General features: G+C 54.2%; 23 protein-coding genes and 1 pseudogene. 9 read left to right on the top strand and 15 right to left on the bottom strand.

The window, feature by feature from the left end:
* Nucleotides 1-1,487 (bottom strand): penicillin acylase family protein (locus tag A0129_RS12890; RefSeq protein WP_291715560.1); only part of this gene is annotated, 1,487 nt, incomplete at its 3' end.
* Nucleotides 1,488-1,695: 208 nt separating this feature from the next.
* On the opposite strand from A0129_RS12890, the gene A0129_RS12885 reads away from it, so the two are divergent.
* The 4 genes from A0129_RS12885 (at nt 1,696) to A0129_RS12870 (ending at nt 7,131) form a co-directional block, all read left to right on the top strand.
* Nucleotides 1,696-3,207, top strand: a complete 1,512-nt coding sequence (locus A0129_RS12885; protein WP_291715558.1) for a CoA-acylating methylmalonate-semialdehyde dehydrogenase — start codon at nt 1,696-1,698, stop codon at nt 3,205-3,207.
* A gap of 52 nt (nt 3,208-3,259) precedes the next feature.
* Complete coding sequence (locus A0129_RS12880; protein ID WP_291715557.1) at nt 3,260-5,449, top strand: cyclic nucleotide-binding domain-containing protein; 2,190 nt, start codon at nt 3,260-3,262, stop codon at nt 5,447-5,449.
* An 85-nt stretch (nt 5,450-5,534) separates the two neighbouring features.
* On the top strand, nt 5,535-6,260 hold the full coding sequence (locus A0129_RS12875) for a hypothetical protein (RefSeq protein WP_291715555.1): 726 nt from the start codon (nt 5,535-5,537) through the stop codon (nt 6,258-6,260).
* Nucleotides 6,261-6,534: 274 nt separating this feature from the next.
* On the top strand, nt 6,535-7,131 hold the full coding sequence (locus A0129_RS12870) for a hypothetical protein (RefSeq protein ID WP_291715553.1): 597 nt from the start codon (nt 6,535-6,537) through the stop codon (nt 7,129-7,131).
* A 28-nt stretch (nt 7,132-7,159) separates the two neighbouring features.
* On the opposite strand, the gene A0129_RS12865 is transcribed toward A0129_RS12870, so the two are convergent.
* Complete coding sequence (locus A0129_RS12865; RefSeq protein WP_291715551.1) at nt 7,160-8,044, bottom strand: LysR family transcriptional regulator; 885 nt, start codon at nt 8,042-8,044, stop codon at nt 7,160-7,162.
* 123 nt (nt 8,045-8,167) lie between these two features.
* On the opposite strand from A0129_RS12865, the gene A0129_RS12860 reads away from it, so the two are divergent.
* Nucleotides 8,168-9,178 (top strand): TerC family protein, encoded by a 1,011-nt coding sequence (locus A0129_RS12860; protein WP_291715549.1) that lies wholly within the window; start codon nt 8,168-8,170, stop codon nt 9,176-9,178.
* A 65-nt stretch (nt 9,179-9,243) separates the two neighbouring features.
* Here the strand turns inward: A0129_RS12860 and A0129_RS12855 are convergent, their stop codons facing one another.
* The 3 genes from A0129_RS12855 to A0129_RS12845 all read right to left on the bottom strand — a co-directional run bounded on the left by A0129_RS12855 (nt 9,244) and on the right by A0129_RS12845 (nt 11,033).
* Entirely contained in the window at nt 9,244-9,813 is a 570-nt protein-coding gene (locus A0129_RS12855) for a YceI family protein (protein ID WP_291715562.1), read from the bottom strand.
* A gap of 67 nt (nt 9,814-9,880) precedes the next feature.
* On the bottom strand, nt 9,881-10,438 hold the full coding sequence (locus A0129_RS12850; RefSeq protein WP_291715547.1) for a YceI family protein: 558 nt from the start codon (nt 10,436-10,438) through the stop codon (nt 9,881-9,883).
* A 46-nt stretch (nt 10,439-10,484) separates the two neighbouring features.
* Nucleotides 10,485-11,033, bottom strand: coding sequence for a cytochrome b (locus A0129_RS12845; protein ID WP_291715545.1), 549 nt, complete (start codon nt 11,031-11,033; stop codon nt 10,485-10,487).
* A gap of 235 nt (nt 11,034-11,268) precedes the next feature.
* On the opposite strand from A0129_RS12845, the gene A0129_RS12840 reads away from it, so the two are divergent.
* Entirely contained in the window at nt 11,269-11,820 is a 552-nt protein-coding gene (locus A0129_RS12840) for a c-type cytochrome (protein ID WP_291715543.1), read from the top strand.
* A 51-nt stretch (nt 11,821-11,871) separates the two neighbouring features.
* On the opposite strand, the gene A0129_RS12835 is transcribed toward A0129_RS12840, so the two are convergent.
* Complete coding sequence (locus tag A0129_RS12835) at nt 11,872-12,540, bottom strand: TetR/AcrR family transcriptional regulator (protein ID WP_105027734.1); 669 nt, start codon at nt 12,538-12,540, stop codon at nt 11,872-11,874.
* A gap of 112 nt (nt 12,541-12,652) precedes the next feature.
* On the opposite strand from A0129_RS12835, the gene A0129_RS12830 reads away from it, so the two are divergent.
* The 3 genes from A0129_RS12830 to A0129_RS12820 all read left to right on the top strand — a co-directional run bounded on the left by A0129_RS12830 (nt 12,653) and on the right by A0129_RS12820 (nt 14,688).
* Nucleotides 12,653-13,549, top strand: a complete 897-nt coding sequence (locus A0129_RS12830; protein ID WP_105027735.1) for an SDR family oxidoreductase — start codon at nt 12,653-12,655, stop codon at nt 13,547-13,549.
* A 73-nt stretch (nt 13,550-13,622) separates the two neighbouring features.
* Nucleotides 13,623-14,285 (top strand): NAD(P)H-binding protein, encoded by a 663-nt coding sequence (locus tag A0129_RS12825; RefSeq protein WP_291715541.1) that lies wholly within the window; start codon nt 13,623-13,625, stop codon nt 14,283-14,285.
* Nucleotides 14,286-14,322: 37 nt separating this feature from the next.
* Nucleotides 14,323-14,688 carry a response regulator gene (locus A0129_RS12820; RefSeq protein WP_291715539.1) on the top strand — a complete coding sequence of 122 codons (366 nt, stop codon included), beginning with the start codon at nt 14,323-14,325 and terminating at the stop codon, nt 14,686-14,688.
* An 18-nt stretch (nt 14,689-14,706) separates the two neighbouring features.
* On the opposite strand, the gene A0129_RS12815 is transcribed toward A0129_RS12820, so the two are convergent.
* From A0129_RS12815 to atpD, 9 genes and pseudogenes are all read right to left on the bottom strand, one after another.
* Nucleotides 14,707-16,707, bottom strand: a complete 2,001-nt coding sequence (locus A0129_RS12815; protein WP_291715537.1) for a UvrD-helicase domain-containing protein — start codon at nt 16,705-16,707, stop codon at nt 14,707-14,709.
* Nucleotides 16,708-16,753: 46 nt separating this feature from the next.
* The gene (locus A0129_RS12810) at nt 16,754-18,856 is read right to left on the bottom strand and encodes a primosomal protein N' (protein ID WP_291715535.1); all 2,103 of its coding nucleotides are present in this window, start codon (nt 18,854-18,856) and stop codon (nt 16,754-16,756) included.
* Between the two features lie 272 nt (nt 18,857-19,128).
* Complete coding sequence (gene hemE / locus A0129_RS12805; protein ID WP_291715534.1) at nt 19,129-20,223, bottom strand: uroporphyrinogen decarboxylase; 1,095 nt, start codon at nt 20,221-20,223, stop codon at nt 19,129-19,131.
* Between the two features lie 25 nt (nt 20,224-20,248).
* On the bottom strand, nt 20,249-20,677 hold the full coding sequence (locus A0129_RS12800) for a CoA-binding protein (RefSeq protein ID WP_291715532.1): 429 nt from the start codon (nt 20,675-20,677) through the stop codon (nt 20,249-20,251).
* A gap of 31 nt (nt 20,678-20,708) precedes the next feature.
* Nucleotides 20,709-21,518 carry a TIM barrel protein gene (locus A0129_RS12795; protein WP_291715530.1) on the bottom strand — a complete coding sequence of 270 codons (810 nt, stop codon included), beginning with the start codon at nt 21,516-21,518 and terminating at the stop codon, nt 20,709-20,711.
* A gap of 36 nt (nt 21,519-21,554) precedes the next feature.
* Entirely contained in the window at nt 21,555-22,340 is a 786-nt protein-coding gene (locus tag A0129_RS12790; RefSeq protein ID WP_291715528.1) for a metallophosphoesterase, read from the bottom strand.
* A 35-nt stretch (nt 22,341-22,375) separates the two neighbouring features.
* Nucleotides 22,376-22,765 carry a hypothetical protein gene (locus A0129_RS12785; RefSeq protein ID WP_291715526.1) on the bottom strand — a complete coding sequence of 130 codons (390 nt, stop codon included), beginning with the start codon at nt 22,763-22,765 and terminating at the stop codon, nt 22,376-22,378.
* Nucleotides 22,766-22,900: 135 nt separating this feature from the next.
* Nucleotides 22,901-23,320, bottom strand: a complete 420-nt coding sequence (locus A0129_RS12780; RefSeq protein WP_105027744.1) for a F0F1 ATP synthase subunit epsilon — start codon at nt 23,318-23,320, stop codon at nt 22,901-22,903.
* A gap of 69 nt (nt 23,321-23,389) precedes the next feature.
* A pseudogene (atpD, locus tag A0129_RS12775) lies at nt 23,390-24,502 on the bottom strand (F0F1 ATP synthase subunit beta); the annotation flags it as partial.

Below are 24,502 nucleotides of genomic sequence, written 5' to 3'. Positions count from 1 at the left end.
ACCCAAGGCACACCCAGTTCACTACCATGCAAGCCGATAAACTCTTCCAGGGATTTGGCAAGGTTCCACTTGGCAAACTGGTTGATTAGTCGGTCATTCTCGAGGTTGGCATCGCGAAGCGTAAACGCCATCAACTGATTCCAGCCCAGCACCGGCACTCCGCTGGCCTCCAGCACTAGCATGGGCCCATAGTGACTGCGGTACATGGTGCGCTGCATTTTGGTGATGCTTCCATCGGCCTGCTTCACCTCAATTTCGATTGGCAAGGCAATCATGTCGCGCATCTCACCCTCGTACATGTACTGGGTGGGGTTGGCTGGGTTGATCTGCAACTGATAAAGCGTAAATCGGAAAGCCGTGGAAACCGTGTGGCTCCAGGCCACATGCTCGTTAAAGCCAATCAACACCGCGGGCACGCCGTACAGCCCTACACCCATGATGTCCATGGCCTTTTCGCCATTGAGTTCCAGAATATTGTGGCTCAGGTACAAACGCTCTGTACCCTTCCATGGAAAGTGGGGGTTGCCATACACCAGCGACTGGCCATTGGCGGTTGCGTCTTTGCCAAACGCATACATATTGCTGCCAAAATGATCCTTGTTCTGCATGGCAGTGAACGGGTTCGGGTTGGCTTTCAGCAAGGCCACTTGCTCGGCCACGCTGGGGTTTTTTGCCTTTTTCCCTGCACTGGCCACAGGTAGCGAAGGGGCACCACCGCCGCTGGGCAAACCGGGCAAAACACCAGGAGGTTGGGCATTGCCGATTTCCGTCACAAACACCGAGCTGCTGGCCAATACAGCGAGGCGAACAAAGCGGCGATACATGTCATCCGTGGTAATTGGAGCCAACCATTCAGCATCAGCACACGCGGCATGCGCGGGCACCTTGCTGCCGTCGGCCCGCTCATACTCATGCTCCCCGGCTTTCAGTTCGGCAATGTAGCGGTTCACGCCATCGGCATAACCGGCCACCACATTCTGAAAATCGGGAATGGTTTTGTCGCGGGTGCGCTGCCATGCATTGCGGATCACACCATCCGCGCCTTCTTCCTCATAGGCAAACAGGCTTTTCCAGAAAAAGTCGCTGGCCACGTTGTTGGCAGTGGAACCATTGGGTTCAATGGTGTAGGTGCCGTTGGGGCCAAAGAAGCGTGAACGCTCGCCTCGAATGGTCAACAGGTCCTCGAGAAATACACAGAGGTTATCTTGCGCAAAGGCGTAACCCTGCCCGTAACCCAAGCTGCCGTAATCCTTGGCTCGAATGTGTGGGACACCGTAAGTCGTGCGGGTAATGCTCACGTCGTACTTCAGGTTGGGGTTCTCATTCGGATTGGTTCGACCATCGGTGCCAGCGATGTCGTTGTTGCTGCTGCCCAGGCAGCCTGCCAACGCCAACAAGGCAACAGTGGCTGCCCCCACCCGTAGCCCACGCCGCAACGCGGCCTTGTTCGTCAAGCCTGTAATCACTGCTGTCTCCTCTGCTTTCATTCTGGGCCCACCTTAGTGACAGGCCTTATGTCAGTAATACCTCCGGCAAACACAATTGGATTAAAAATCAGGGCTTTACTGACAAGCTTCGGTAAATTGCCAGTGAATCCGGAATTTTTCCGGAAGCTTGGTGTTAGCACCGATTCAACCCGTGCCCCGCTTGCGCGACAATAAGCAGCTTCAGAAGCAAACAAGCAGGCCCAGACACATGCAACCCTACAAGAACGATCAAACTGTCGCCCACTTCATCAACGGCAATTCCGTGAGCGTGGCTGGCAGCAAAACAGCCAATGTGTTCAACCCGTCGCTGGGTACGGTTGCCCGCCAGGTTGAATTGGCGGATGTCGCCACCGTGAACAAAGCCGTGCAGGCTGCCAAAGCCGCCTTGCCTGCCTGGGCCAACAAGCCGCCGCTTCAGCGCGTGCGCATCATGAACAAATTTTTGGCCTTGATGAACCAGCACCGCGACGAACTGGCCGCCATCATCACGGCCGAGCACGGCAAAGTGTTTACCGATGCGCAGGGCGAAGTTAGCCGTGGTATCGACATCATTGAATTCGCCTGCGGCATCCCGCAGTTGTTGAAAGGCGACTACACCGAACAGGTTTCAACCAACATCGACAACTGGACCCTGCGCCAGCCTGTGGGCGTGGTGGCCGGCATTACCCCGTTCAACTTCCCCTGCATGGTGCCGTGCTGGATGTTTCCCGTGGCGATTGCCTGCGGCAACACCTTTGTACTCAAACCCAGCGAACGCGACCCCAGCGCTGGCAACTTCATGGCCCGATTGCTGAAAGAAGCGGGTCTGCCCGACGGTGTATTCAACGTGGTCCATGGTGACAAACTGGCCGTGGAAACCCTTCTGAATCACCCCGACGTGGCGGCGCTCAGCTTTGTGGGCTCCACGCCGATTGCCAAATTCATTTATGAAACAGGCGCCCGCAACGGCAAGCGCGTGCAAGCCCTGGGTGGCGCGAAAAACCACCTGTTGGTCATGCCCGATGCAGATTTGGACCAGGTCACCGACGCACTCATCGGTGCCGCTTACGGCAGCGCGGGTGAACGTTGCATGGCCATTTCCGTGGCGGTGATGGTGGGCGATGTGGGCGACAAACTGATCCCCAAACTGGCCGCACGCCTGAAAACCCTGAAAGTGACCGACGGCATGGATTTGTCAGCTGAGATGGGACCAATTGTGACCGCCGAGGCTTTGAAACGCATCGAAGACTACGTACAAATTGGCGTGGAAGAAGGCGCCACATTGGTTGTGGATGGTCGCGGCCAAAAACCAGCTGGTTTCGAAAATGGCTTTTATACCGGCGGCACTTTGTTCGACCACGTCAAGCCCAACATGCGCATTTACCTGGAAGAAATTTTCGGGCCTGTGCTCAGCTGCGTGCGTGTGGCCAATTTTGCAGAAGGCCTGGATTTGATCAACAGCCATCAATACGGCAACGGTGTGAGTTGCTACACCCGCGACGGCAACGTAGCGCGTGAATTTGGCCGTCAGGTTCAGGTGGGCATGGTGGGCATCAACGTACCCATTCCAGTGCCCATGGCCTGGCACGGCTTCGGCGGCTGGAAGGCAAGCCTGTTCGGCGACATGCACGCCTACGGCGAAGAGGGTGTTCGCTTCTACACCCGCCAGAAATCCATCATGCAGCGCTGGCCAGACAGCATCGAGAAAGGTGCTGAATTCGTCATGCCCACCTCGAAATAATGCAATTCGCGTAGACTAAGTTCAACTCAACTTCGGCTGCGCGAATTCTTCCTTGAACACCGAATTCAAAGCGGGCGCACTGGTCGCATTCGGTGGATACGCTCAGGCAATTGTGTATGGCATGCTGGCCTTTGCCCCATTGGGTCAGGCCGGCTTGGCTTATGGCATTTACGCAGGTTTGGCCAGCGCACTCATCGGCGGCTTCATGGGCGCCCTGCTCGGGAAAGCGCCTGTTCAATTCGGTGGACCACGTTCTTCAACGGCACTGATTGTCGCGGGCTCCTTGCTCGGTTTTCTGCAAATAACCAGCAACCACACAGAACTTATGCTGTTGTTGGCACTGGAAATAACACTGGCCGGACTGTTGATTGCACTGGCTCAACAACAGGGTGTGGGCAAACTGATGCAGTTTTTGCCAGCCCCGGTACTCATTGGCATGAACACCACACTGGGTCTTTTCTCAGCCTACAAATTGCTGCCCGCCATGCTGGGCTTTGCTGTGTACACCACCGCCCTGCAAGCCCTGAATACAGCATCGCTGTTCTCTCCCATGGCACTCAGCGTGTCAGCAATCACGGTGTCAGTATTGCTGTACTTCCGCGCCATACGCCCCAACCCTCTCGGCCTGGTGTACGGCCTGGCCTGCGGCTTTGCGCTGCACGGCGTGCTGCTGTGGGCATGGCCCGGCACATTGCCCGTGCAAACCGTAGCCGCCATGCCCAACCACCCATTGTGGCAAAACCTGGATACAACCAGCCTTGTGGGCAGCGTTCAACAGGTGTCTGCCTTGTTGCTGGGTACACCTGGCCTGCTGCTTCAAGTGTTGGTGGGGGCGGCGGTGCTGGCCTTGCTGGTGGTGCTGGAAAGCATGCAATCGCTGTTGCAAGTCGACCAAACGCTCGGCACCCGGCACAACACCCGCCGAGAATTGAACACCCTGGCACTGGCCAATGTTCTGTGCGGCCTGGCCTTGGCGCTGCCCAGCTCAAACTACTTTTCCAGAAGCAACGCTGCCCTGGGTGTAGGCGCCCAGCACCGCCAAAGCGAAGCCTGGTACGTGGGCCTGCTGGGCCTGCTTTTGCTGTTCAGCTGGCCAATTCTGGCTCAGCTGCCCCTGCACATTCTTGCCACTGCGGTGGCAGTCAGTTCGCTCTTTCTGATTCAGGGCAGCACGCTGCGCCTGCTGAAGCGGTTTGCCACGCCCAAAACGCGCAAGCAAATGGCACCCACAGAACGCTTCACCGTGTGGGTGGTGCTCAGCATGGTATTTGTCACCGGGATCAGCAATTTGCTCATCGGCACCTTGGTCGGCGTGCTTTTTGTAGCCGCCTACTTTCTGCAACAACAATCCGGCAGCGGTTTGCGCAGCATTGAATTCAGGCCCGCGGCACGTTCACGCAGCATGCGCCCGCGCGCCCACCGCCAACAACTCGACGCCGCCTTTGAACACTTGGCCTGGGTACGCTTTGAGGGCAATCTGTTTTTTGGCAATGCCCCTGCCATTGCAATACGACTACAAGACGAATTGGCACCGGCGCAATCCGCTGTGCTCGATTTCACCCACCTGCGCTACATTGACGACACCGCCTGCGACTGCCTAGAGCGGCTTTTCAAACAAGGGTTGCCACGCACCCAAACCGTGGCCGTACTGCCCACACACGAACAAGCCATGGGCGGCGACCTTCTACTGCGCAATTGCCTGACCCGTTTGGGCATTGCCATACAAGGCCACATCGACGACGCCTTTTGGCACATTGAGAACCGGTTACTGGGTCAAACAGCGGTCGAGAACATGGCATGCAGCACCGACAACGCGCTAGAGAACAGCCACCTGTGCGACCACATGACCCCGGCACAAACACAAACCTTCTATCAGCACTGGCAAACCACAGGGCTGCCCACTGGCCAAGCCCTATTCACTGAAGGCGCCGAGCCTTGCGGCCTGTATGTGCTGCTGCAAGGGCAATTAAGTGCGTGGCACCGCACTGGCCACAGCAATGAAAGACTGATGCGATTTTGCCCCGGCAGCATGGTCGGCGAAATGGCACTGATTGACCGAAAACCACGTTCAGCTACAGTGTGCGCGGACACCGACTGCACACTGCTTTTTCTGCCCACTGCACAATTTGACCACTTGCTTGAACATCAACCCGAATTAAGCCAGATTCTCCAAAACAACCTCGCCCGGGAACTGGCCTTGCGTATTCGCTTGGCCAACCAAAGCCTCGCGCTACTGCAATAAAACGCGCACCACTAGAGGATTTACTCTTTGTGCGCAGCCCCGCCTTGCCGTATTTTCTCGGGTGTGCACAACCTTGTAACACCCCATGAACAAAGCAGAATTCCAGAAACGTTACGGCAATTCAATTGGCAAGCCCAAACTCAGCCTGTTGTTGGGCGAGGCCAAAACACCATTTGAAGCAGCCAAACTCGCCGTGGGCTGGCGTTTTCTTGCCCGAAAAAATGTGGGGCAGGGTCAAACCGTATTGCTGTTGCCCGGCTTCGGAGCCAGTTCCAGCAGCATGACCTTCATCAAACGCTACCTGGACTCACTGGGCTACAAGGCCGTGCACTGGTCTGCCGGTTTCAATCACGGTGAAGTGGGCAAACTGCTTCCACAGGTGATTGCCGACATCAAGGAACATTCCGAGCAGGCTCAAGCCCCGATCAAACTGCTGGGCTGGAGCTTGGGTGGCTACCTGGCTCGCGAAGCTGCACGCGAGGTTCAGCAAAACGTGAGCCGCATCGTCACCATTGGCAGCCCGGTGATTGGCGGGCCCAAGTACACGGCGGTCAAAGCGCTGTATGACATTCGTGGACTCGACGTGGAATCGATTGAGAACAGCACGCTCAAACGCTTCGAGCATCCGATTGTGTGTCCTATTGTTGCGCTGTATTGCAAGAAAGACTCCATCGTGAGTTGGCAAGCCTGTATCGACCGCTTCAGCCCCAATGTTGAACACATCGAAATCGACACACCCCACCTGGCCATGGGTGTCAGCAAAGAAGTCATGAACCTGCTGCCCTACGCCCTGGGCACGCCCCTGAAGTAAGCCCGACGTGGCTGAACCGCAATGGGTAAAACTTGAGCTGTTTCATCCACGGAAAAGGCAGGTGTTCGATTGTGTCCTCCGGGCTTTTACTGACTTGAAACTTTTCGCCAGCAGCGTAGACTGAATTTTGAGTGGACGGTGCTTGCACTGCCACGACACAAGGCAACAAACCCTTGTGCCTGTACCCTTTTGCATGCGGTCCGTCCTGCAAATTCGCCCGCTGGCCCCAAACCAGCGGATGCTACAAGACTGTGTGTCAAAAAAGGGTTTCAACATGATCAGACAACACTACCAAGCACTCGAACACATTAACGCCAGCGCCACTGAAACCATCACGGTGAGCGACCCCAGCCGACCTTTGAAGCTGACGGCCGATTCACCAGCCTTCGATGCCATGACAGACCTTCGGCGCGTACACCCCGTGAGTATTTCCGGCTCTGAAACACTTGAGCAAGCCCGCACCACCATGATTGTGTGTGGCGTCAAACTGCTGTTCGTTCGCAATGAACAAGGCCACCTTCAAGGCTTGCTCACCGCCAACGACCTGGCTGGGGAACGCGCAATCAAGGAGGCGTCATCCAGCAATCGCAATGTGCCCGAACTGACTGTAAACGATGTGATGGTGAAACTGCCCGACCTCGAGTTTCTGGAGTTTGGCGCGGTGTCGCGCGCCGAGGTGGGTCATATCATTGCCACACTGCGTGAACACAACCGCCAACATGCACTGGTGGTGGACAACCGCTCGGGCAAAATGCGCGTGGTGGGTTTATTCTCCTCCACACAAATTGCACGACAAATGGGTATCCCGGTCATGGACCCGGTGAAGGCCAGCACCTTTGCTGAAATTGAAGCCGCAGTGGCTGCGGCCTGACAGGGCAGTTCTTCAATCAAGCCGTCGGTTAGTCGTTTAACCCATTCAGTAATTCGACCACCAAGGGGTGGTCGATTCCTTTCACGTTCCACACACCATGAATCTCCTCGTGCAAATCCGGGCATTGCCCTAACAAGCGCAAACCACTTAAAGTTCCAGTGTCATACACACCCAGGCGACTCACTGGAAATACACCCAGTCCGCGGGCTGCAAACACCGACATCAAGGCACTGTCCTCAAATTCGCCCACCACATGGGGCACAATCCCCTGCTGTTCAAACCAGTGGTTCAAATCCACGCGCAAACGGGAGTGGCCGGTGGGCAACAGCACAGGCAACTCAGCCAGGCATTGCGGAAAATGGCTCACACTGCCTTTCTTTACCCATCTCGAAGCGCCAAACCAATCCACTGTTGTGGTGTTCAACAAACGGCTTTGCATACGCAAGTTGGGGTTGGCGGGCGGAGGCTGCCCGGCAAACACAAAATCAAGGTGAAGCAACGCCAACTCCGCCAACAACTGCTCGGGTTCGCCTTCATGGCAAGTCAGGTGCAAGTCCTCTATGCCCAGTACGGGTTTCAACAAAGCATGCACCGCCAGTTTCGAGATGCCATCGCACAAACCCACCCTGAAGCGCCTCACCGGTTTGCTGGCCACCGCCCGTACCAACTCCGGCAGGCTTTGGCCCAGCTGAAAAATTTCCTCGGCTTTGGCAAAGGCCACCTGCCCGGCTTCAGTCAATGCCACGCCACGCCCATCAGGCTTTAGCAACTGATGCCCCAAATCTTTTTCAAGTTCGCGCACTTGCGCGCTGATGGTTTGAATGGCCATGTCCATGCGCTCAGCAGCACGCGCAAAACCGCCTTCTTTGGCCACCATCCAAAAGTAATGCAAGTGACGATAATTCAAGCTCATTCCGCACTCCACAAATCAACTTCGTAAAAACCGAAGCAATACTTCATTAAATACTGGTTTTTTCGAAATCACAACTGGTACACCATGGCGCCGTGTTCAATTCAACCCTCATGGAGTATCAAAGTGGACGTTTTAATGGAATTCATGCACACCGACTTTCTCGGCACAGCCGCATGGATTTGGCTGTTGTTTGTCGGTATTGTGGTTGCGCTGCTCGCCTTCGACCTCGGCGTGCTGCACAAAGATGACCACGAAATTGGGGTCAAGGAAAGTTTGCTGCTCTCGGGTGGCTACATCACCGCAGCCTGTTTGTTCGGTGCCTGGGTGTGGTATTACCTGGGCTCGGAAAGCGGCATGAACTATTTCACCGGTTTCGCGATTGAAAAATCTTTGTCGATGGACAACGTGTTTGTCATCGCCATGATCTTCTCGTTCTTCGCCATTCCCCGTCAGTATCAGCACCGCGTGTTGTTCTGGGGTATTTTGGGCGTGATCGTGCTGCGCGCCATCATGATTGGCTTGGGTGCTGCGCTGGTGAAAGAATTCAGTTGGGTGCTTTACCTGTTCGGTGCCTTCCTGGTAATTACTGGTATCAAGATGTGGTTCATGGCCGACAGCGAACCAGACATTGAAAACAACCCAATTCTGAAGTTCTTGCGCAAGCGCATGCGCATCACCGATGGCCTGCGTGGCAATGCGTTCGTGGTCAACGAACCTGACCCCAAAACGGGCAAGGTGGTTCGCTTTGCCACGCCCTTGCTGCTTGCCTTGATCCTGATTGAGTTCGTCGACCTGATTTTCGCGGTTGATTCCGTGCCCGCAATTTTTGCGATCACCACCGATCCGTTCATTGTGTACACCAGCAACATTTTCGCGATTCTGGGTTTGCGTGCCTTGTACTTCGCATTGGCCGCCATGATTCACCGCTTCCACTACCTGAAGTACGCCTTGGCGATGGTGCTGGTGTTCATCGGTAGCAAAATTTTCCTGGTGAACTTCATTGGCAAATTCCCCCCAGCCTTCTCCCTCAGCGTGACTTTGGGCCTGATTGCCGGTGGTGTGGTGTTCTCGCTGTGGAAAACACGGGGCGACACAGCACACAGCAAACTTGAAAACGCCGCAGACAGCAAGTAAGTTCCGCGGCAAATAAAAAGGCCGGTGATTTTATAATCACCGGCCTTTTTCTATTTCGTCATCATTTACTTGGGCTGCTTCACTGCTTCAATGGTGATCAGCACTTTTACCTCTGGGAAAAAGCCACGGTCTACGGCGTAACCCAAGTCGAAGTCAGTGCGCTTGAATTCAGCCACCGCATCAGCACCACACACTTCCGCTTTTTTCATGGGGTGCATAATGCATTTGAAAGTATTGATCTTCAACGGCACAGGCTTGGTGATTCCTTTCAGGGTCAGGTCGCCCAATACTTCCACGGGTTTGTCACCCTCAAAACGCATTTTGCTGGCTTTGTAAGTAATCGTGGGGTGGGCTTCTACATCGAACATGTCCACATCCTTGGCATGCTCGTTCATCTTGCCATGGCCAAAATCAAGGCTGGCCGCATCAATTTCAATGTCCACGGTACCGGTTTTGTTGGCACGGTCCAAAGTCACCATGCCCTTGGTTTTTTCAAACTGGCCGCGCCACAGCGAAAGCCCGCCCATGTGGTCTGCCTCAAATGACGGGAAAGTGTGGCTTGGATCGATGATGTAAGTGTCCACCGCCGCATGGACCGCACCGAACATGCCCAGTGCAACTGCGCCGCCCAACATTGTTTTTGTTACTTGCTTGAACATCCCTAACTCCTTGTTGTTGCTGTGTATTACACGGTGTGTCTGCTCATTTGACAGGCGCCACCAATTTAAAATCGATCACCACTTCATCGGCCACCAGGCTGGTGTCACCCCACTCGCCATCTGCTCCCACTTTGTACTCCAGGCGCTTGATCTGGGTTTTGCCGGTGAAGGTGTGTTTGCCACCCGCTGTTTGAATTTTCACAGGAAACTTCAACGGTTTTTTGATGCCGCGAATCGTCAAATCACCAGTGGCCTGCAAATTGTTACCACTGCCGGTTACACCGGTGATCACAAAAGTCGCTTTGGGGTGATTTTTTGAGTCAAACCAGTCTTTTCCTGCAACCTCCTTGTTGTACTCGGGGTCGCCCAGATCATAACTGGCAGTATCTACGCTGAGGGTGGCTTTGGTGTCGGCTGGCTTGGTTGGGTCGTACTGCACGTCACCCGCAAATTTCTTGAAATTGCCACTCACTGGCACATTGAACTGTTTGAATGTCGCCTTGACTTCACTTTGTGTCGCATCAATGGGTGCGGCCAGGGCGGACATGCTGCAAACTGAGAGTGCCAGGCCTGTCAACGCCTTGGCGAATGGGTATGTCATGGTGAATCCTGCAGAACTTGAAAACAATCGGCAATTGATCGAAAAATTAGTCAGCTCGCATTCCGGGGATCATGCGGCCCAAAATACCGTCGCGGTCCAGAATGTGGTGCTTCAAGGCCATCAACACATGGCCCAACACCAACAAGACCAAACCTTTGCCTGAAAGTTCATGCAGGATTTTAAACAACTCTTTCAATTCTGCATTTTTTTCAATCAGTGCCGGCAGCTCAATGACGCCAAACCACACCACCGGGTAACCCGAGGCCAAACTGTACAAGTAGCCAAACACCGGCACTCCCAACATGAACAGGTACAAGGCCAAATGCCCCAATTTGGCCAGCAGCACCGTGTTATGCCCCCAATGTGCCGGGTATTTGGGGCTTTTGGACGACATTCGAACCACCACGCGCAACAACACCAGGGCAAACAAGGTCACACCCAACCACTTGTGCCAGTTGAACAGTTTCAACTTGAACGGCGTAATGCCGGGAATGTCCACCATGTACAAACCCACGCCAAATGCCGTCAAAATGCCCACCGCCATTAACCAGTGAATAACCACCATGGGCAAACCATAACGATGGTTTTCGCTCAATGCACTCTTCAAAATCTCATCCCTCTGCAGCACAGGCTTGCATTTTCAGCAATAAATATTTGGGTTTAAAGCATTTTTCAAGATACAATTTACAGTTGTTTTGATGCTGCGTACATGCCGCAAGGCCTAAACATCAATCGGGCACGTCCACAGGCGCGTCCATCGGCGTTTGTCAGCCAGTATTGTGCAGCCCTAATAATTACGTTTCAACCAGCGCTTTCAATCAGGACGTCGTATGAGCGATTCAAACGAACACGAACTTCTAATCAAGACACCCAAACAACTCATCTATGCAGTGATTGCGGCGTTTGTCATCCCGATTTTCGTCATTATTTTGCTGGCTTATTACGTCAGCAGCAGCGAAAAGCCAGCCGCTGGCAGCAATGCGTTTTCAGAAGAATCAATCGCCGCGCGCCTGGCACCAGTGGGCACCGTTGACTTTGTGGATGCCAACGCACCGAAAGTATTGAAAACTGGCGAACAGGTGTATGCGGCAGCTTGTGCGGCCTGCCACACTGCGGGTGCAGCCGGTGCGCCAAAAACAGGTGATCAAGGTCAATGGTCAGCCCGCCTGAGCAAAGGCTTTGACACACTCTGGCAAAACGCAGTGAATGGCATTGGCGCCATGCCAGCCAAAGGCGGCAATTCTGACCTTGACGACATCGAAGTGGCTCGCGCGGTGGCCTACATGGGCAAACAAGTGGGCGCCGATTTCGTGGCACCCGAGCCAGCTGCACCTGCTGCCGAAGCACCGGCCGCTGAGCAAGCTGCCGAGGCCGCCAAGTAAATTGGGGGGAACCACCCTGGTCTCAAAAAACCCGCCACCAGGCGGGTTTTTTTATTCTGTCAGCAGCATGCCCACGCCACGAAATATCAGCATGGCGTTTTCCACCACATCTTCTACAGGTTTTTTGCAGCCGTCCAAGCTCCAACGGGCAGCCATGTAAAGCACGGACCCCACCAGGCCCGAGGCCAACAAAGTGGAATCCAGGCCTTTCACTGCGCCGTCCTTTCTCTGTTCAATCAGGGGTTTGGCCAGTGTTTCCAGCATTTCCACAAAGCTGTACAAAGTTTTCAAGCTCAATTCTTCCAAGTGCCGGTTTACCGTCAACACCTCGACCAACAAAATTCGGGCGGCCTGCGGACTTTCCTTGAACTGGCTGAAAAACACGGTCAAACCTGTGCGGGTGGCCTGCTCCAGGTTGTCGTCTTCCATACCCAACAACACCTTCTGCAACTTCTCGCGCAAGGTGTCGGTAATGTGCAGGTAGCAGGCGGTGAACAAAGCCTCTGCGTTGCTGAAACTTTCGTAAAAGTATCGCTCAGTCAGCCCGGCCTCCTGGCACAAGCCTTTCACCGTGGCAGCGTGATAACCGGTCGAGCCGAACACCTTGATGCCGGCTTCAATCAACTTGAGCCGTCGCTCGGCCTTGCGGGTCTCATTGGACACCCCACGGTAACGACGCCCTGCGGCTTTGGCAATTTGCTCCGGTGCTTTCGCATTCATAATTGGAAGATATACTCAAAAAATAGGCATTGACAGTATGCAGGCCCAACATTAAATTGACAACCACGATTGTCAAATTACAGCTACAACACAGCACATTGGAGACCGACACATGAAATCATTCAACGGCAAGGTTGCCGCAATCACAGGCGCAGCCTCAGGCATGGGCCGCACTCTGGCACTTCAACTGGCCAAAGAAGGCTGCCACGTGTCCATCTCCGATGTTGACACCAAAGGCCTGGCCGAAACCGTGAAACTGGTCAAAGCCGCGGCACCCAATGTCAAGGTCACCAGCCAGCAACTGGACGTGTCCAACCGTGAGGCGATGTACGCCTGGGCCGACCAAACCGCAAAAGACCATGGCAAAGTGAACCTGATTTTCAACAATGCCGGCGTGGCCTATGCAACCCCGGTTGAACACATCGACTACGACAAGTTTGAATGGATCATGGGCATCAACTTCTGGGGCGTAGTGTACGGCACCAAGGCATTCTTGCCACACCTGAAAGCATCGGGCGAAGGACATATCATCAACACCAGCAGCCTGTTTGGCCTGTGTGCACAGCCTACCCAAAGCACCTACAACTCCACCAAATTTGCTGTGCGCGGTTTCACGGAAAGCCTGCGCCAGGAACTGGACATGATGAACTGCGGCGTGTCTGCCACCAGCGTACACCCTGGCGGCATTAAAACAGCAATTGCCCGCAAAAGCGTTGCCTCCCCTGAAATTGAAGAGTTCACAGGTGCTGACTCTGAACAGGGCAAGGAATTCTTCGAGAAGTTCTTCATTACCAGCGCCGAAAAGGCAGCCGACATTATTTTGAAGGCCGTGAAGGGCAATAAGCGCCGCGTGCTGGTTGGCCCAGACGCAGTCGCCATGGACGCAATGGTGCGTACCCTGCCGGAAACCTATCAGGCCATTATCGTGGGTCAAATGAAGAAAATGCGTGACAAGCAAATTGCCCGCAAAAAACGCAAAGCCGCAGAAAAGCAAACACAGAGCGCCTGACCAGGCCTTTGGACTTTGACAGCGAAACGCGGTTAGTCTTAGGACTGCCGCGTTTTTTTATTGGGGACTTGATTTGAGTTCAACGAACGACCAAAAAACCTTGTTGCTGATCGGCGCCACCGGCGTTGTGGGTCATCATGTCTTGGCACAAGCCCTGGCGCATCCGCAAGTGGGCAAAGTGGTGGCGCTGACGCGCAAACCCCTGACACCTCACCCGAAGTTGCTCAACCAGTTAATCGACTTCAATGCGATTCCCGAAGAGGCGCCTTGGTGGCAAGCCGACGCGGTCATCTGCACCCTGGGCACCACCATCAAGGTAGCCAAAACCGCTGAGCAATTCCGCTTTGTCGATTACACACTGGTGGCTCAGTTTGCGGCACTCGCGGCACAGCATTCAGTGCCTTGTTTCGTGCTCAATTCGGCCATGATGGCGAATCCCAAAGCAAGAGGCCTCTACCTGCGCACCAAAGGTGAGGCCGAACAAACTGTCAAGAATTCCGGCATTCCGAGCGTGATCATTGCACGCCCTGGTTTGCTCGATGGCCAGCGCGAAGAGTTTCGGCTTGGCGAAGAAATCGGCTTGGTGGCCAGCCGTCTGTTCAATCCGTTCTTGCCCAAACGTTTGCGCAGCGTGAAAGTAGAGAAGCTGGCGCATGTGATTTTAAAAGAAGCATTGCACGCCGAACCCGGCGTGAAGGTGCTGGAGTCTGAAGTTTTCCAGGCTGACGCGGTATGATTGTGGCAACAAATTCACAATTCCAACACATCACGCCATGGCCAACATTCTGTTGATTGACGACGCGAACACCATCCGAAAAGTATGTGCCCACATTTTGACCCAATCCGGCCATGTAGTGCGCACTGCAGCGAGCGCTGAAGAAGGGATCCGAGACATTGTCGACAGTGGTGCGCCAGACTTGATCATCACCGACATTGACATGCCGGGCATGGACGGGCTGGAGCTGTGCAATCGAATCCGAAAAACCGGCGCCACGGTGCCGATTGTGGTGATCACCTCTTACTCCGACAAGGACATGATCCAACGGGCCAAAGCCCTGGGCTTGGCGGGCTGGTTGCTCAAACCGGTGACGCCTGAGGCACTCATACAAAAAGCAAACTCAGCCTTGGGTGTCACTTGATTTCGGTTGAGCTTTAACCTAGGTGGCGACCTTGGTCAGCAAACCTTTCAAGGCGCTCAAGCGATCTTTCGGACTCATTTTCGGGGTGTCATCGGGCAGGTCTTTGTCTGTCTCCAGTTGAAGCTCCTTGATGAATCGGGATGGAAAACAGCTCACCAATTCGCGCGCCTTTTTGCGCTTTCTGCACCACGTAATGTTCAGGCTTCGCTGTGCACGGGTCACTCCTACATACATCAGGCGGCGTTCCTCCTCCAGCCTGTCATCGGTCAACTCCCGCCCCTCTCCATCACCAAAGCTGGGCAAAATGCTTTCCTCGCAGCCAATCAAAAACACATGTGGAAATTCAAGTCCTTTGGCTGCATGCAGGGTACTTAGCTGCACAGCATCGGGGCGTGTTCCGTCGTCCTGGCGATCCAGCATGGTCATCAAAGCCACCTTCTGGGTCAGGTCCAACAGGGTTGAACCTTCTTCCTCGCCTTTGTCGCCCATCCACTTGACGAAATCAAGTACGTTTTGCCACTTGGCCTGAGCGCCGCGCTCGTCTTGCTGCTCGTACAGCCACTCCTCGTATTTGATGGTGCTCAACAATTCATTGAGCAAATCACGTGCGGGTTCTCGTTGTGCCCGGTATTCCAGTTTGTTGATGAAGGTTCCAAAAGTGCGCAAAGCGTCGACCATGCCTGCATTCAAGTGGCTTTCTGCACCGGTTTCAAACAAGGCCTCAAACAATGAAACACCACGTGTTCCAGCGTAAGTGCCCAAGGCCTCCAGTGTTTTCTGACCAATCCCGCGCTTGGGCGTAGTCACTGCACGAATAAATGCGGGGTCATCGTCCTGATTCACGAGCAGGCGCAGATAGGCAATCACATCCTTGATTTCAGCGCGTTCGAAAAAGCTTTGTCCGCCACTCAAAATGTACGGGATTTTCTGGCGACGCAAGGCCTGTTCCAAAACACGTGCCTGAAAATTGCTGCGGTACAAAATAGCATAGTCACCGTACTTGGCTCGCCGCTCGAACCGGTGACCGCTCAGCATCATGGCCACTTGCTCGGCCTCATGCTCATCGTCGGCCATCGGTGTTATCACGATGGGTTCGCCCGGGCCATGATCACTCCACAGTGTTTTCGGAAACAGCTTGGGGTTGTTCTCAATCAAGCGGTTGGCAGCCTGCAAAATGCGCAAGGTAGACCGGTAATTCTGCTCCAGCTTGATGACTTTCAGCTGCGGGTAATCCTCCGTCAGTTGACGAAGGTTTTCAATCGTGGCGCCCCGCCAGGCGTAAATGGCCTGGTCATCGTCACCCACAGCCGTGAACATGGCGCGCGGCCCGGCAATCAGACGCAACAAATCGTACTGACAGGCGTTGGTGTCTTGCACCTCATCGACCAACAAGTACCTCAATCGGTTTTGCCAACGGTTACGCACTTCATCATTGCTGGCCAAGAGGCGGGTGGGCTTTAAAATCAGATCGTCAAAATCCACGGCCTGGTACGCGGCCAATGTGGCCTCGTAACTCTTGTACAGGCGCGCAATTTGCCCTTCATCCTCGCTGGTGGCTTGCGCCAGCGCCGCATCGGGGTCAACAAGGCCGTTTTTCCACAGGGAAATAACGCTTTGCGCTTTGCGTATCAGTTGCTTGTCGGTGGTGCCATACAGCTGTTGAACCAAGCCGTAGGTGTCGGTGGAATCCAGAATCGAGAAGCGCGCCTTCAGCCCGGCGTGCTTGTGTTCTTCCCGCAGAATTCGAATGCCCAGGCTGTGGAAAGTACACACCAACAAACCCTTGCCCTCACCATCGCGAAGCAATTTGGCCGCGCGCTCTTCCATTTCCTTGGCGGCTTTGTTCGTGAAAGTAACGGCAGCAATGTTCTTGGCGCTAACACCTTTGTTTTGAATCAGGTGAGCAATTTTTTGGGTGATTACGCGTGTTTTACCCGACCCTGCGCCTGCCAATACCAGGCAAGGGCCATCGACATACACAACTGCTTCGCTTTGGGCTTTGTTCAGGCCTACAGACATACCGGGGGGAAACTCCAGGGGAAGGCATTACTGTACCAGAGGGCACTTACAAATCGACCGGGTCCACTTCCAAAAACCAGCGCACACTGCCGGGCAGCTCGTGCAATTGGGCCAGCCACAGAGTAAGAAACCGGTGCAAGGCAGGCCGCGATTCGCTTTCAATCAACATTTGCGCCCGCTCAATACCGCCTACCCGAACCACAGTCAACGGCACCGGGTCGCACATAAAAACAGGATTGTCAGCATCCACCAAGGGTTCACCCAGCTCCCTCGCCGTGCTTAAAAACTGCAGGCAATTGGCCAGTTTTTTGTGGTCTGCCCGAATGGTGGCTTGGTGGGAAAAGGGTGGCATGCGGGCATCTTTGCGAGCCTGCATTTCGTGACTGGCAAAGCTTTCATAATCATGCGCTTTCAATGCGTCGAACAAAGGGTGCTGGGGGTACCGGGTTTGCACCACCATGCGGGCATCGCCGGCGCGGCGCCCGGCCCGGCCGGCCACTTGCATCAACTGCGCAAAAAGGCGTTCAGGGGCACGGTAGGCATGCGAATACAGCGAGGCATCCACATTCAAGGCCAACACCAAGGTCACATTGGCAAAATCGTGGCCCTTAGCAATCATCTGCGTACCCACCAGTACATCGGCCGCTCCGCTGTGTGCCTGTTGAAGCAATGCTTCCATTTGCCCTTTGTTGCGGGTGCTGTCCGCATCAATCCGCAAAATATTGGCTGTGGGCAACAGGCCAGCAAGGGTTTCTTCAATCCGCTGGGTTCCACGGCCAAACCCGGTCAAGTCCTGATTGCCACAGGTGGGGCAATGCGTGGGCACCCGCTGGCCAGCGCCGCAATGGTGGCAACGCAGCATGCGTTCATTCTTGTGCCACACCATGTGAGCTGTGCAATGGTCGCAATTGGCCACCCAACCGCAGGCATTGCACACCATTTGTGGCGCGTAGCCCCGGCGGTTCAAAAACACAATGCTTTGTTTGCCGGCCTCGAAGTTTTGCACCAGCGCCTGCATGGCTGGTTCGCTCAACCCTTCCTTGGCCGGAAAGTTGGCCGTGTTGATCAACTCCACTTTCGGCAGGCTGGCACCCAGCACCGCGCGTTTCTTCAAACTCAGGCGCTTGTACGCCCCCTGTTCGGCTTTCAGCCAACTTTCCAAGGCAGGGGTGGCCGAGCCCAGTACGATGGGCACCTTGCGCTGTTTGGCCAGCATCAGCGCCAAATCGCGGGCATGGTAACGCATACCGTCTTGCTGCTTGTATGAAGGGTCGTGTTCCTCGTCCACCACAATCATGCCAAGTCGCGGAAGTGGGGTCAGTACGCCCAGGCGTGTGGCAATTATCACATCGGCAGCGCCCGTTGCAGCCTCGAACCAAGCCTTGGTTCGGGTCAGTTCAGCGAGATTGCTGTGCATCACTACTACACGGTGAGGAGCAAGCCGTTCTTTGTACAGGGCCTGTGCCGCCGGGGTCAGGTTGATTTCCGGCAACAGCACCAGCACCTGCTCGCCACACTTCAAGCGTTCTTCCACCATGTGCAGGTACACCTCGGTTTTGCCGCTACCTGTTACCCCATAGAGCAAAAAAGGATTAAAGCCTTTGGCGTTGACCAGCTGCCCCACTGCTTCCAGTTGCTCTGCGTTCAGTACCGGTCTGTCGCGTTGATCAACCTTTGCTTTGGCTGCTTTGGCTACGGCAAGCGGTTCACTGCGCTCGACCAATAACTTCTGCGCATGCTCCCGGGATTTGGCCACCATCACTGGCTCTTCTCCACGGGCGTTTAAAACCCGCAAAGCCTTGGGCAAGGCCTCCAGAGCGATCATGCCCAAAGGATGGTGATAATACTTGGCTGCAAATTCAATCAAGGCTTGCCACTGCGCGCTCAGGCATTCACCTTGGTCCAACACCGAGTGCACGGGTTTGATGTTCTCGGTCAATTGCTGATCGGGAGCAACACCCTGCACCAGACCAATCCGATATTGACGGCCCCATGGCACGATCACCCGCATCCCAAATTGGGGCGCATGCTCACTGTGCCATTGATAAGTGAAAGCCTTGGGAAGCGGTGCAGCAACCAACACATTCACCAGCAAAGTGTCCCCCTTGATCGGGTTAGATGACGTGTTTTGGTTTGGGTCTGTCTTCACAGCTTACTTTAAGTTCATGGACTAGCTGGCTTGAATTAAACGGAATACAAAATTTTTAACAGTCAATGTGGATAACTTTGTGGACATCCGTGGAAATAATCCACGGATGCGCTACAGGATGTGGGCATTCATGTAAAGTACAAATTTTGTAAAACGTATTTTTATTGTTTTAAAACAATGGGTTAACTGACAACACTGCTTTTCCATTCGTCGTGCAATGCAAAATAATGTTTCTTCCGCCTTGCGCCAAAAATGTGCATAAGTCCAAGTTTTTACTGCCTTTGTTTGCGGCTATAGGCATGAACGGCATTCACCATCACCTCCACACTGTCCGGGTTGGTGAACTGCGAAATGCCGTGCCCAAGGTTAAAGACATGGCCAGCACCAGCCTGCGGCACCCCGAAACTTTCCAAAGCCTTGGCCACCTCGGCTTCAATCTGGGCTGGCTCTGCAAACAACACATTGGGGTCCAGGTTGCCCTGGATCGCACAACGCTCAGCAATTCGTGCGCGGGCCTGGCCCAGGTTGACCGTCCAGTCCACACCCACAGCACTGGCGCCACTGGATGCAATGTCTTCAAGCCATAAACCACCACCCTTCGTGAACACGATCGAGGGTATGTCTTCCGCAAAACTGCCCCGGTTGACCTGCAAGGGCAAACTGCCCACGATTTTCTTGATGTAATTCAAGCTGAACTTCTGGAATGCGCCGTCGGCCAGAGCACCGCCCCAGCTGTCAAAAATCATGACGGCCTGGGCACCCGCATCGATTTGCGCGCGCAAGTATTGGCTAACCGCTTCCGTGGTCACTTCAAGAATGCGGTGCATCAGGTCTGGTCGTTTGTACAGCATGGTTTTGACCTTGCGAAAATCGCTGCTGCCTCCACCTTCAACCATGTAACAGGCCAAAGTCCACGGGCTACCCGAAAAACCAATCAGTGGCACTCGTCCGCCCAAGGCACCTCGAATGGTGCTGACTGCGTCTGTGACGTAACGCAGGCTGGTGCCAATGTCAGGCACAGCCAATTTGGCGACATCGGCCTCTGTGACCAAGGGCCGCTCAAATTTGGGGCCTTCGCCTTCTTCAAAATAAAGACCCAGCCCCATCGCGTCGGGTACAGTCAAGATGTCTGAGAACAAGATGGCAGCATCCAGCTTGTAGCGCTCCAGCGGCTGCAGGGTGACTTCGCAGGCAGCCTCAGGATTGGTGCACAAACCCATGAAGTTGCCTGCTTTCGCGCGTGTTGCACGGTATTCAGGCAAATAGCGGCCCGCTTGGCGCATCAGCCAGACAGGGGTGTACTCAGTGGCTTCGCGACGCAGGGCACGCAGGAAGGTGTCGTTCTTGACAGGCTGAAAACTGCTCATGTTCGTAAGTGCTTCTTGTATAAAATCAAACTAAAAACAGACGTTGATGTTCGGTTTTCAAACAACGGTCCATCACAAAGGGCAAACCGGCCGCTCGGGCCTTGGCCTCCACCAGGTCATTGCGAATGCCCTGCTGCAACCACACGGCACCAGCGCCCACATTCATCGCCTGGGCCAAAACATCGGGGGTGTGTTCAGCACGGCGAAACACATCCACCAAATCAATCTTCAAACCGGTTTCAGCAACCGCTGTTTTTAAATCGGGGTAACAGGTTTCGCCCATCAAACCACTGGGCCGTCCCTGCAAAGCCGGGTTGATCGGCAAAATTCGATAACCCTGCGACTGCAGATACTTGGCCACAAAAAAACTCGGTTTGTGGGCTTGCGAGGAAAAACCCACCACAGCGATCGTCTTGGTGTTTTCGAGCAGTTGCTTCAGTTCAGCGTCTTGCATGCGCACTCTTCCAGCGGTTGCCCGCCTGGGCTCAAGTTTCGGAGGACTCCATTGTGCCTGAAAAACCGGTGCTTCGGATCCAGCCCAGGCCATCGCGGGTGCCCGCCTTGGGCCGATACTCGCAACCAATGTGTCCACTGTAGCCCAACACTGTCAAACGGTCATACACGGCTACGTATTCATTCACACCCGGCTCATCGCGATGCGGCACACCTGCAAGCTGCATGTGTTTCACGCGGCCGGAGGGCAGGTATCGGTCGAGCGCTTTTAACACTTCACCCTCGGTTCGCAGGCAATGATACAAGTCCATTTGCACACCCAGGTTAGGCTGATTCAAACGAATCAACAGTTCGTGGGCATCAGCCTGGCGGTTTAACAGGTAACCAGGCACATCAAACCGGTTAATCGGTTCAATTAACCAGTCAATTGGCTCGTTCTTCATGGTGCTGGCCAGCCACAACAGGTTTTCTTCGTAGCAATCCCACGCAGCCCGCATGCCACGGTCATCGCTCAAATCGACCGCCCCTGCCAGCACATGCACCTTCCGTACACCCAACACCTTGGCGTAATTCACTGCTACTTCGATAGACCGCTTGAACTCGTTGCGCCTCGCAGGTGAGCTGGCCAGCCCCCGATCGCCCTGACCCCAATCACCGGCGGGCGCATTAATCAGCACCCATTGCACGCCTGCCTCAAGCGCTCGGTCGCGCAGCAGTTCAGCGCAATGTTCATAGGGAAACATGCACTCGGCGTACTTGAAACCATCGTGGGCACACTCACGCATTCGGTCAAGAAAATCGAATTCTGTGTAAAGCCAACTCAGGTTGGCCGCCAACTTCATACTTCAAATACCAAGTGCGGGTTGAAGAATGGATTCTCAAAAGCCTGCGGTGTCACCTGCACCTGTCCACGCTCCATTTTTCGAGCTTTGCCTTTTTTTGCGAACATAGCCCCGCGGATTCACCAAAACACGGGTTTGGCCACCGTTGTTGTGAACGGTGTAATCGAAGGAATCATGCATATGGCCATGTACCCACACATCGGCTTTGCCCATCAAACGACTCAGATCAGATACAAACGCAGCGTTGATCGGGCTTAAATTAAAGCGAGGGTGAATACTTTGCGGGTGTGGTGCATGGTGAGTAATCACCACCGTCTTTCCATCAAACGGCGTAGCGAGTGCAGACTCCAGCCAGTCAATATTCTGGTAGTGCAAGTCGATGCCCATGCTGGGCGAAAACTGTTTGCCACGCATCCGGATCAACTTGTAATCCGGCAAAAACGCCTTGGCTACCAATTCAGCACCAAACCGCCAACCAGGCTGAATGTTGAAATCGGTCCAGAGGGTGCAACCCAGAAAACGCACGCCCTGAATCACCACGCTGGTGCGCTGCAAATAATTCAAATGCTTCTTCGCGGCCAATTCAAACAAATGGTCGTCCAGAATTTCAATATCGTGATGGTAATACTCGTGGTTTCCTGCCACGTAAATGTGCTGCTTGTCTCCCAGATCGGCCAAGGCCTGCAAGCCTTGCGTGCCCTGGTGAATATCGCCGGCGAGAATCATCAAGTCCACATTCTCTGCCGGTTGTGGAACAGCCGCCAAAGCGGGAAAGTGGCGCATCGTTTCTAGATGCAAATCAGAATACAGGGCGATTTTCATTCCCTTATTCTAACCCGTAGAACATTCAACGCGGATTACACACCCTCACTGGTCAACGCACTTCCCATTTGTTCAATGCACCGCAGAATATGGTCTTCCAGAATTTTGCAGGTGAGGTGTCGCCAGTCGAGTCTGTTGATGAAGACCAGACAATCATTCTTCACATTGATTGCAAACCAGGAGGGAATGGGTGTTGAGTTGCCCATCTCACAATTGGCTTGCAGCACCTTTTTCGCAGCGCTCAAGTTCTCGATGTGAAAACGTTTCAACTCAATGTGAATATCAACCCAGGTGATGCCCTCCAGTTCACCATGTTGCAACAATACGGACTGGTCGTTAAAGAAAAAGACTCGACCCTGAGGGGTGAGGTTGCTTGGGCGATTCTGTTGAAGATCTTTCAACAGGTCATCGAATTTTTGATACATAAACGACTCCTTAATTGCCATTTATGTTGCGAATTCAAATGCCGTGGTTCCACAGTGCATTGTTTCGCTTCCACTCAAGAAAAAAGCCACGGTTTTCACCGTGGCTTTTTGCTGGTTGATCCAACCTTTTACTGCTTAGCGTACTTTCCTCAAGCGCTTGATGGCCTGCAACTGTGCAATCGCGGAAGCCAATTCAGCTTGTGCTTGAGCATAGTCAATGTCCGCACTGCGATTGGCCAAGGCTTCTTCGGCCAAACGTTTGGCTTCTGTTGCTTTGGCTTCATCCAGGTCGCTGCCGCGAAGTGCAGTGTCTGCAAGAACAGTCACGGCATTGGGTTGTACTTCCAACACGCCACCGTTTACAAACACCACTTCCTCTTCAGCTTGACCCGCAATCTTGATGCGAACTGTACCGGGCTTGATGCGTGTAATCAGCGGGGTGTGACGTGGATAAATACCCAGTTCACCCTGCTCTCCGGGCAAAGCTACAAACTCTGCTTCACCTTCGAAGATTGATTCTTCTGCACTCACCACGTCCACGCGGATTGTCGACATACTCATTTCCTTTGTGATGGGCACCGGCTTGGGTTTTCACTTTGGCCGGTGCACTACACACCAATCGGATTACTGAATTTTCTTGGCTTTTTCGAAGGCTTCGTCAATGGTACCTACCATGTAGAAAGCCTGCTCGGGCAAGTGGTCACACTCACCGTTCACAATCATCTTGAAGCCGCGAATGGTTTCCTTCAGTGACACGTACTTGCCGGGAGAACCGGTAAACACTTCAGCCACTGTGAAAGGCTGTGACAGGAAACGCTGGATTTTACGCGCACGGGCCACGGCCAGCTTGTCTTCTGGAGACAATTCGTCCATACCCAAAATCGCGATAATGTCGCGCAGTTCCTTGTAGCGTTGCAGTGTTTGCTGCACGCCACGCGCCACGTTGTAGTGCTCTTCACCGATGATGTTGGGGTCAACCTGGCGTGATGTGGAATCCAGTGGGTCCACCGCTGGGTAAATACCCAAGGAAGCGATGTCACGAGACAACACCACAGTCGCGTCCAAGTGCGCAAACGTGGTCGCTGGTGACGGGTCGGTCAAGTCATCCGCAGGAACGTAAACCGCTTGCACGGAAGTAATGGAGCCCTTCTTGGTTGAAGTAATACGCTCTTGCAAGCGGCCCATTTCTTCAGCCAGTGTCGGCTGGTAACCCACCGCAGAAGGCATACGACCCAGCAACGCAGACACTTCAGTACCGGCCAATGTAAAGCGGTAAATGTTGTCTACGAACAGCAGAACGTCACGACCTTCGTCACGGAAGTATTCCGCCATGGTCAAACCAGTCAGCGCAACACGCAGACGGTTGCCGGGAGGCTCGTTCATCTGGCCGTACACAAGCGCCACTTTGTCCAACACGTTGGAATCTTTCATCTCGTGGTAGAAGTCGTTACCCTCACGAGTACGCTCACCCACACCGGCAAAACACGGAGTAACCACCGTGCTGCTTGGCGATGTTGTTGATCAATTCCATCATGTTCACGGTCTTGCCCACACCGGCACCACCGAACAAGCCTACCTTACCGCCTTTGGCGAATGGGCAGATCAAGTCGATCACCTTGATGCCTGTTTCGAGCAACTCTGTCGAGGGTGACAGTTCGTCGAACGCGGTGCATTCTGGTGAATGGCACGTGTAGCGTCAGTCTTCACGGGACCGGCTTCATCGATTGGGCGACCCAA

Origin of the sequence: Limnobacter sp. CACIAM 66H1 (assembly GCF_001601825.1) — a bacterium.
Classification (GTDB): domain Bacteria; phylum Pseudomonadota; class Gammaproteobacteria; order Burkholderiales; family Burkholderiaceae_B; genus Limnobacter.
Note: the sequence above shows the minus strand (reverse complement) of the source record. Positions and strands in the feature narration are given on the sequence as shown.

Excerpts from the sequence above, each read along its gene's own strand:
- A0129_RS12865 (WP_291715551.1), bottom strand. The coding sequence starts at position 8,044 with ATGAGCTTGAATTATCGTCACTTGCATTACTTTTGGATGGTGGCCAAA.
- A0129_RS12815 (WP_291715537.1), bottom strand. The coding sequence starts at position 16,707 with ATGTCTGTAGGCCTGAACAAAGCCCAAAGCGAAGCAGTTGTGTATGTC.
- A0129_RS12885 (WP_291715558.1), top strand. The coding sequence starts at position 1,696 with ATGCAACCCTACAAGAACGATCAAACTGTCGCCCACTTCATCAACGGC.
- A0129_RS12835 (WP_105027734.1), bottom strand. The coding sequence starts at position 12,540 with ATGAATGCGAAAGCACCGGAGCAAATTGCCAAAGCCGCAGGGCGTCGT.
- A0129_RS12850 (WP_291715547.1), bottom strand. The coding sequence starts at position 10,438 with ATGACATACCCATTCGCCAAGGCGTTGACAGGCCTGGCACTCTCAGTT.
- A0129_RS12875 (WP_291715555.1), top strand. The coding sequence starts at position 5,535 with ATGAACAAAGCAGAATTCCAGAAACGTTACGGCAATTCAATTGGCAAG.
- A0129_RS12820 (WP_291715539.1), top strand. The coding sequence starts at position 14,323 with ATGGCCAACATTCTGTTGATTGACGACGCGAACACCATCCGAAAAGTA.
- A0129_RS12795 (WP_291715530.1), bottom strand. The coding sequence starts at position 21,518 with ATGAAGTTGGCGGCCAACCTGAGTTGGCTTTACACAGAATTCGATTTT.
- A0129_RS12855 (WP_291715562.1), bottom strand. The coding sequence starts at position 9,813 with ATGTTGGGCGGCGCAGTTGCACTGGGCATGTTCGGTGCGGTCCATGCG.
- hemE (WP_291715534.1), bottom strand. The coding sequence starts at position 20,223 with ATGAGCAGTTTTCAGCCTGTCAAGAACGACACCTTCCTGCGTGCCCTG.
- A0129_RS12830 (WP_105027735.1), top strand. The coding sequence starts at position 12,653 with ATGAAATCATTCAACGGCAAGGTTGCCGCAATCACAGGCGCAGCCTCA.
- A0129_RS12800 (WP_291715532.1), bottom strand. The coding sequence starts at position 20,677 with ATGCAAGACGCTGAACTGAAGCAACTGCTCGAAAACACCAAGACGATC.
- A0129_RS12790 (WP_291715528.1), bottom strand. The coding sequence starts at position 22,340 with ATGAAAATCGCCCTGTATTCTGATTTGCATCTAGAAACGATGCGCCAC.
- A0129_RS12785 (WP_291715526.1), bottom strand. The coding sequence starts at position 22,765 with ATGTATCAAAAATTCGATGACCTGTTGAAAGATCTTCAACAGAATCGC.
- A0129_RS12870 (WP_291715553.1), top strand. The coding sequence starts at position 6,535 with ATGATCAGACAACACTACCAAGCACTCGAACACATTAACGCCAGCGCC.
- A0129_RS12780 (WP_105027744.1), bottom strand. The coding sequence starts at position 23,320 with ATGTCGACAATCCGCGTGGACGTGGTGAGTGCAGAAGAATCAATCTTC.
- A0129_RS12840 (WP_291715543.1), top strand. The coding sequence starts at position 11,269 with ATGAGCGATTCAAACGAACACGAACTTCTAATCAAGACACCCAAACAA.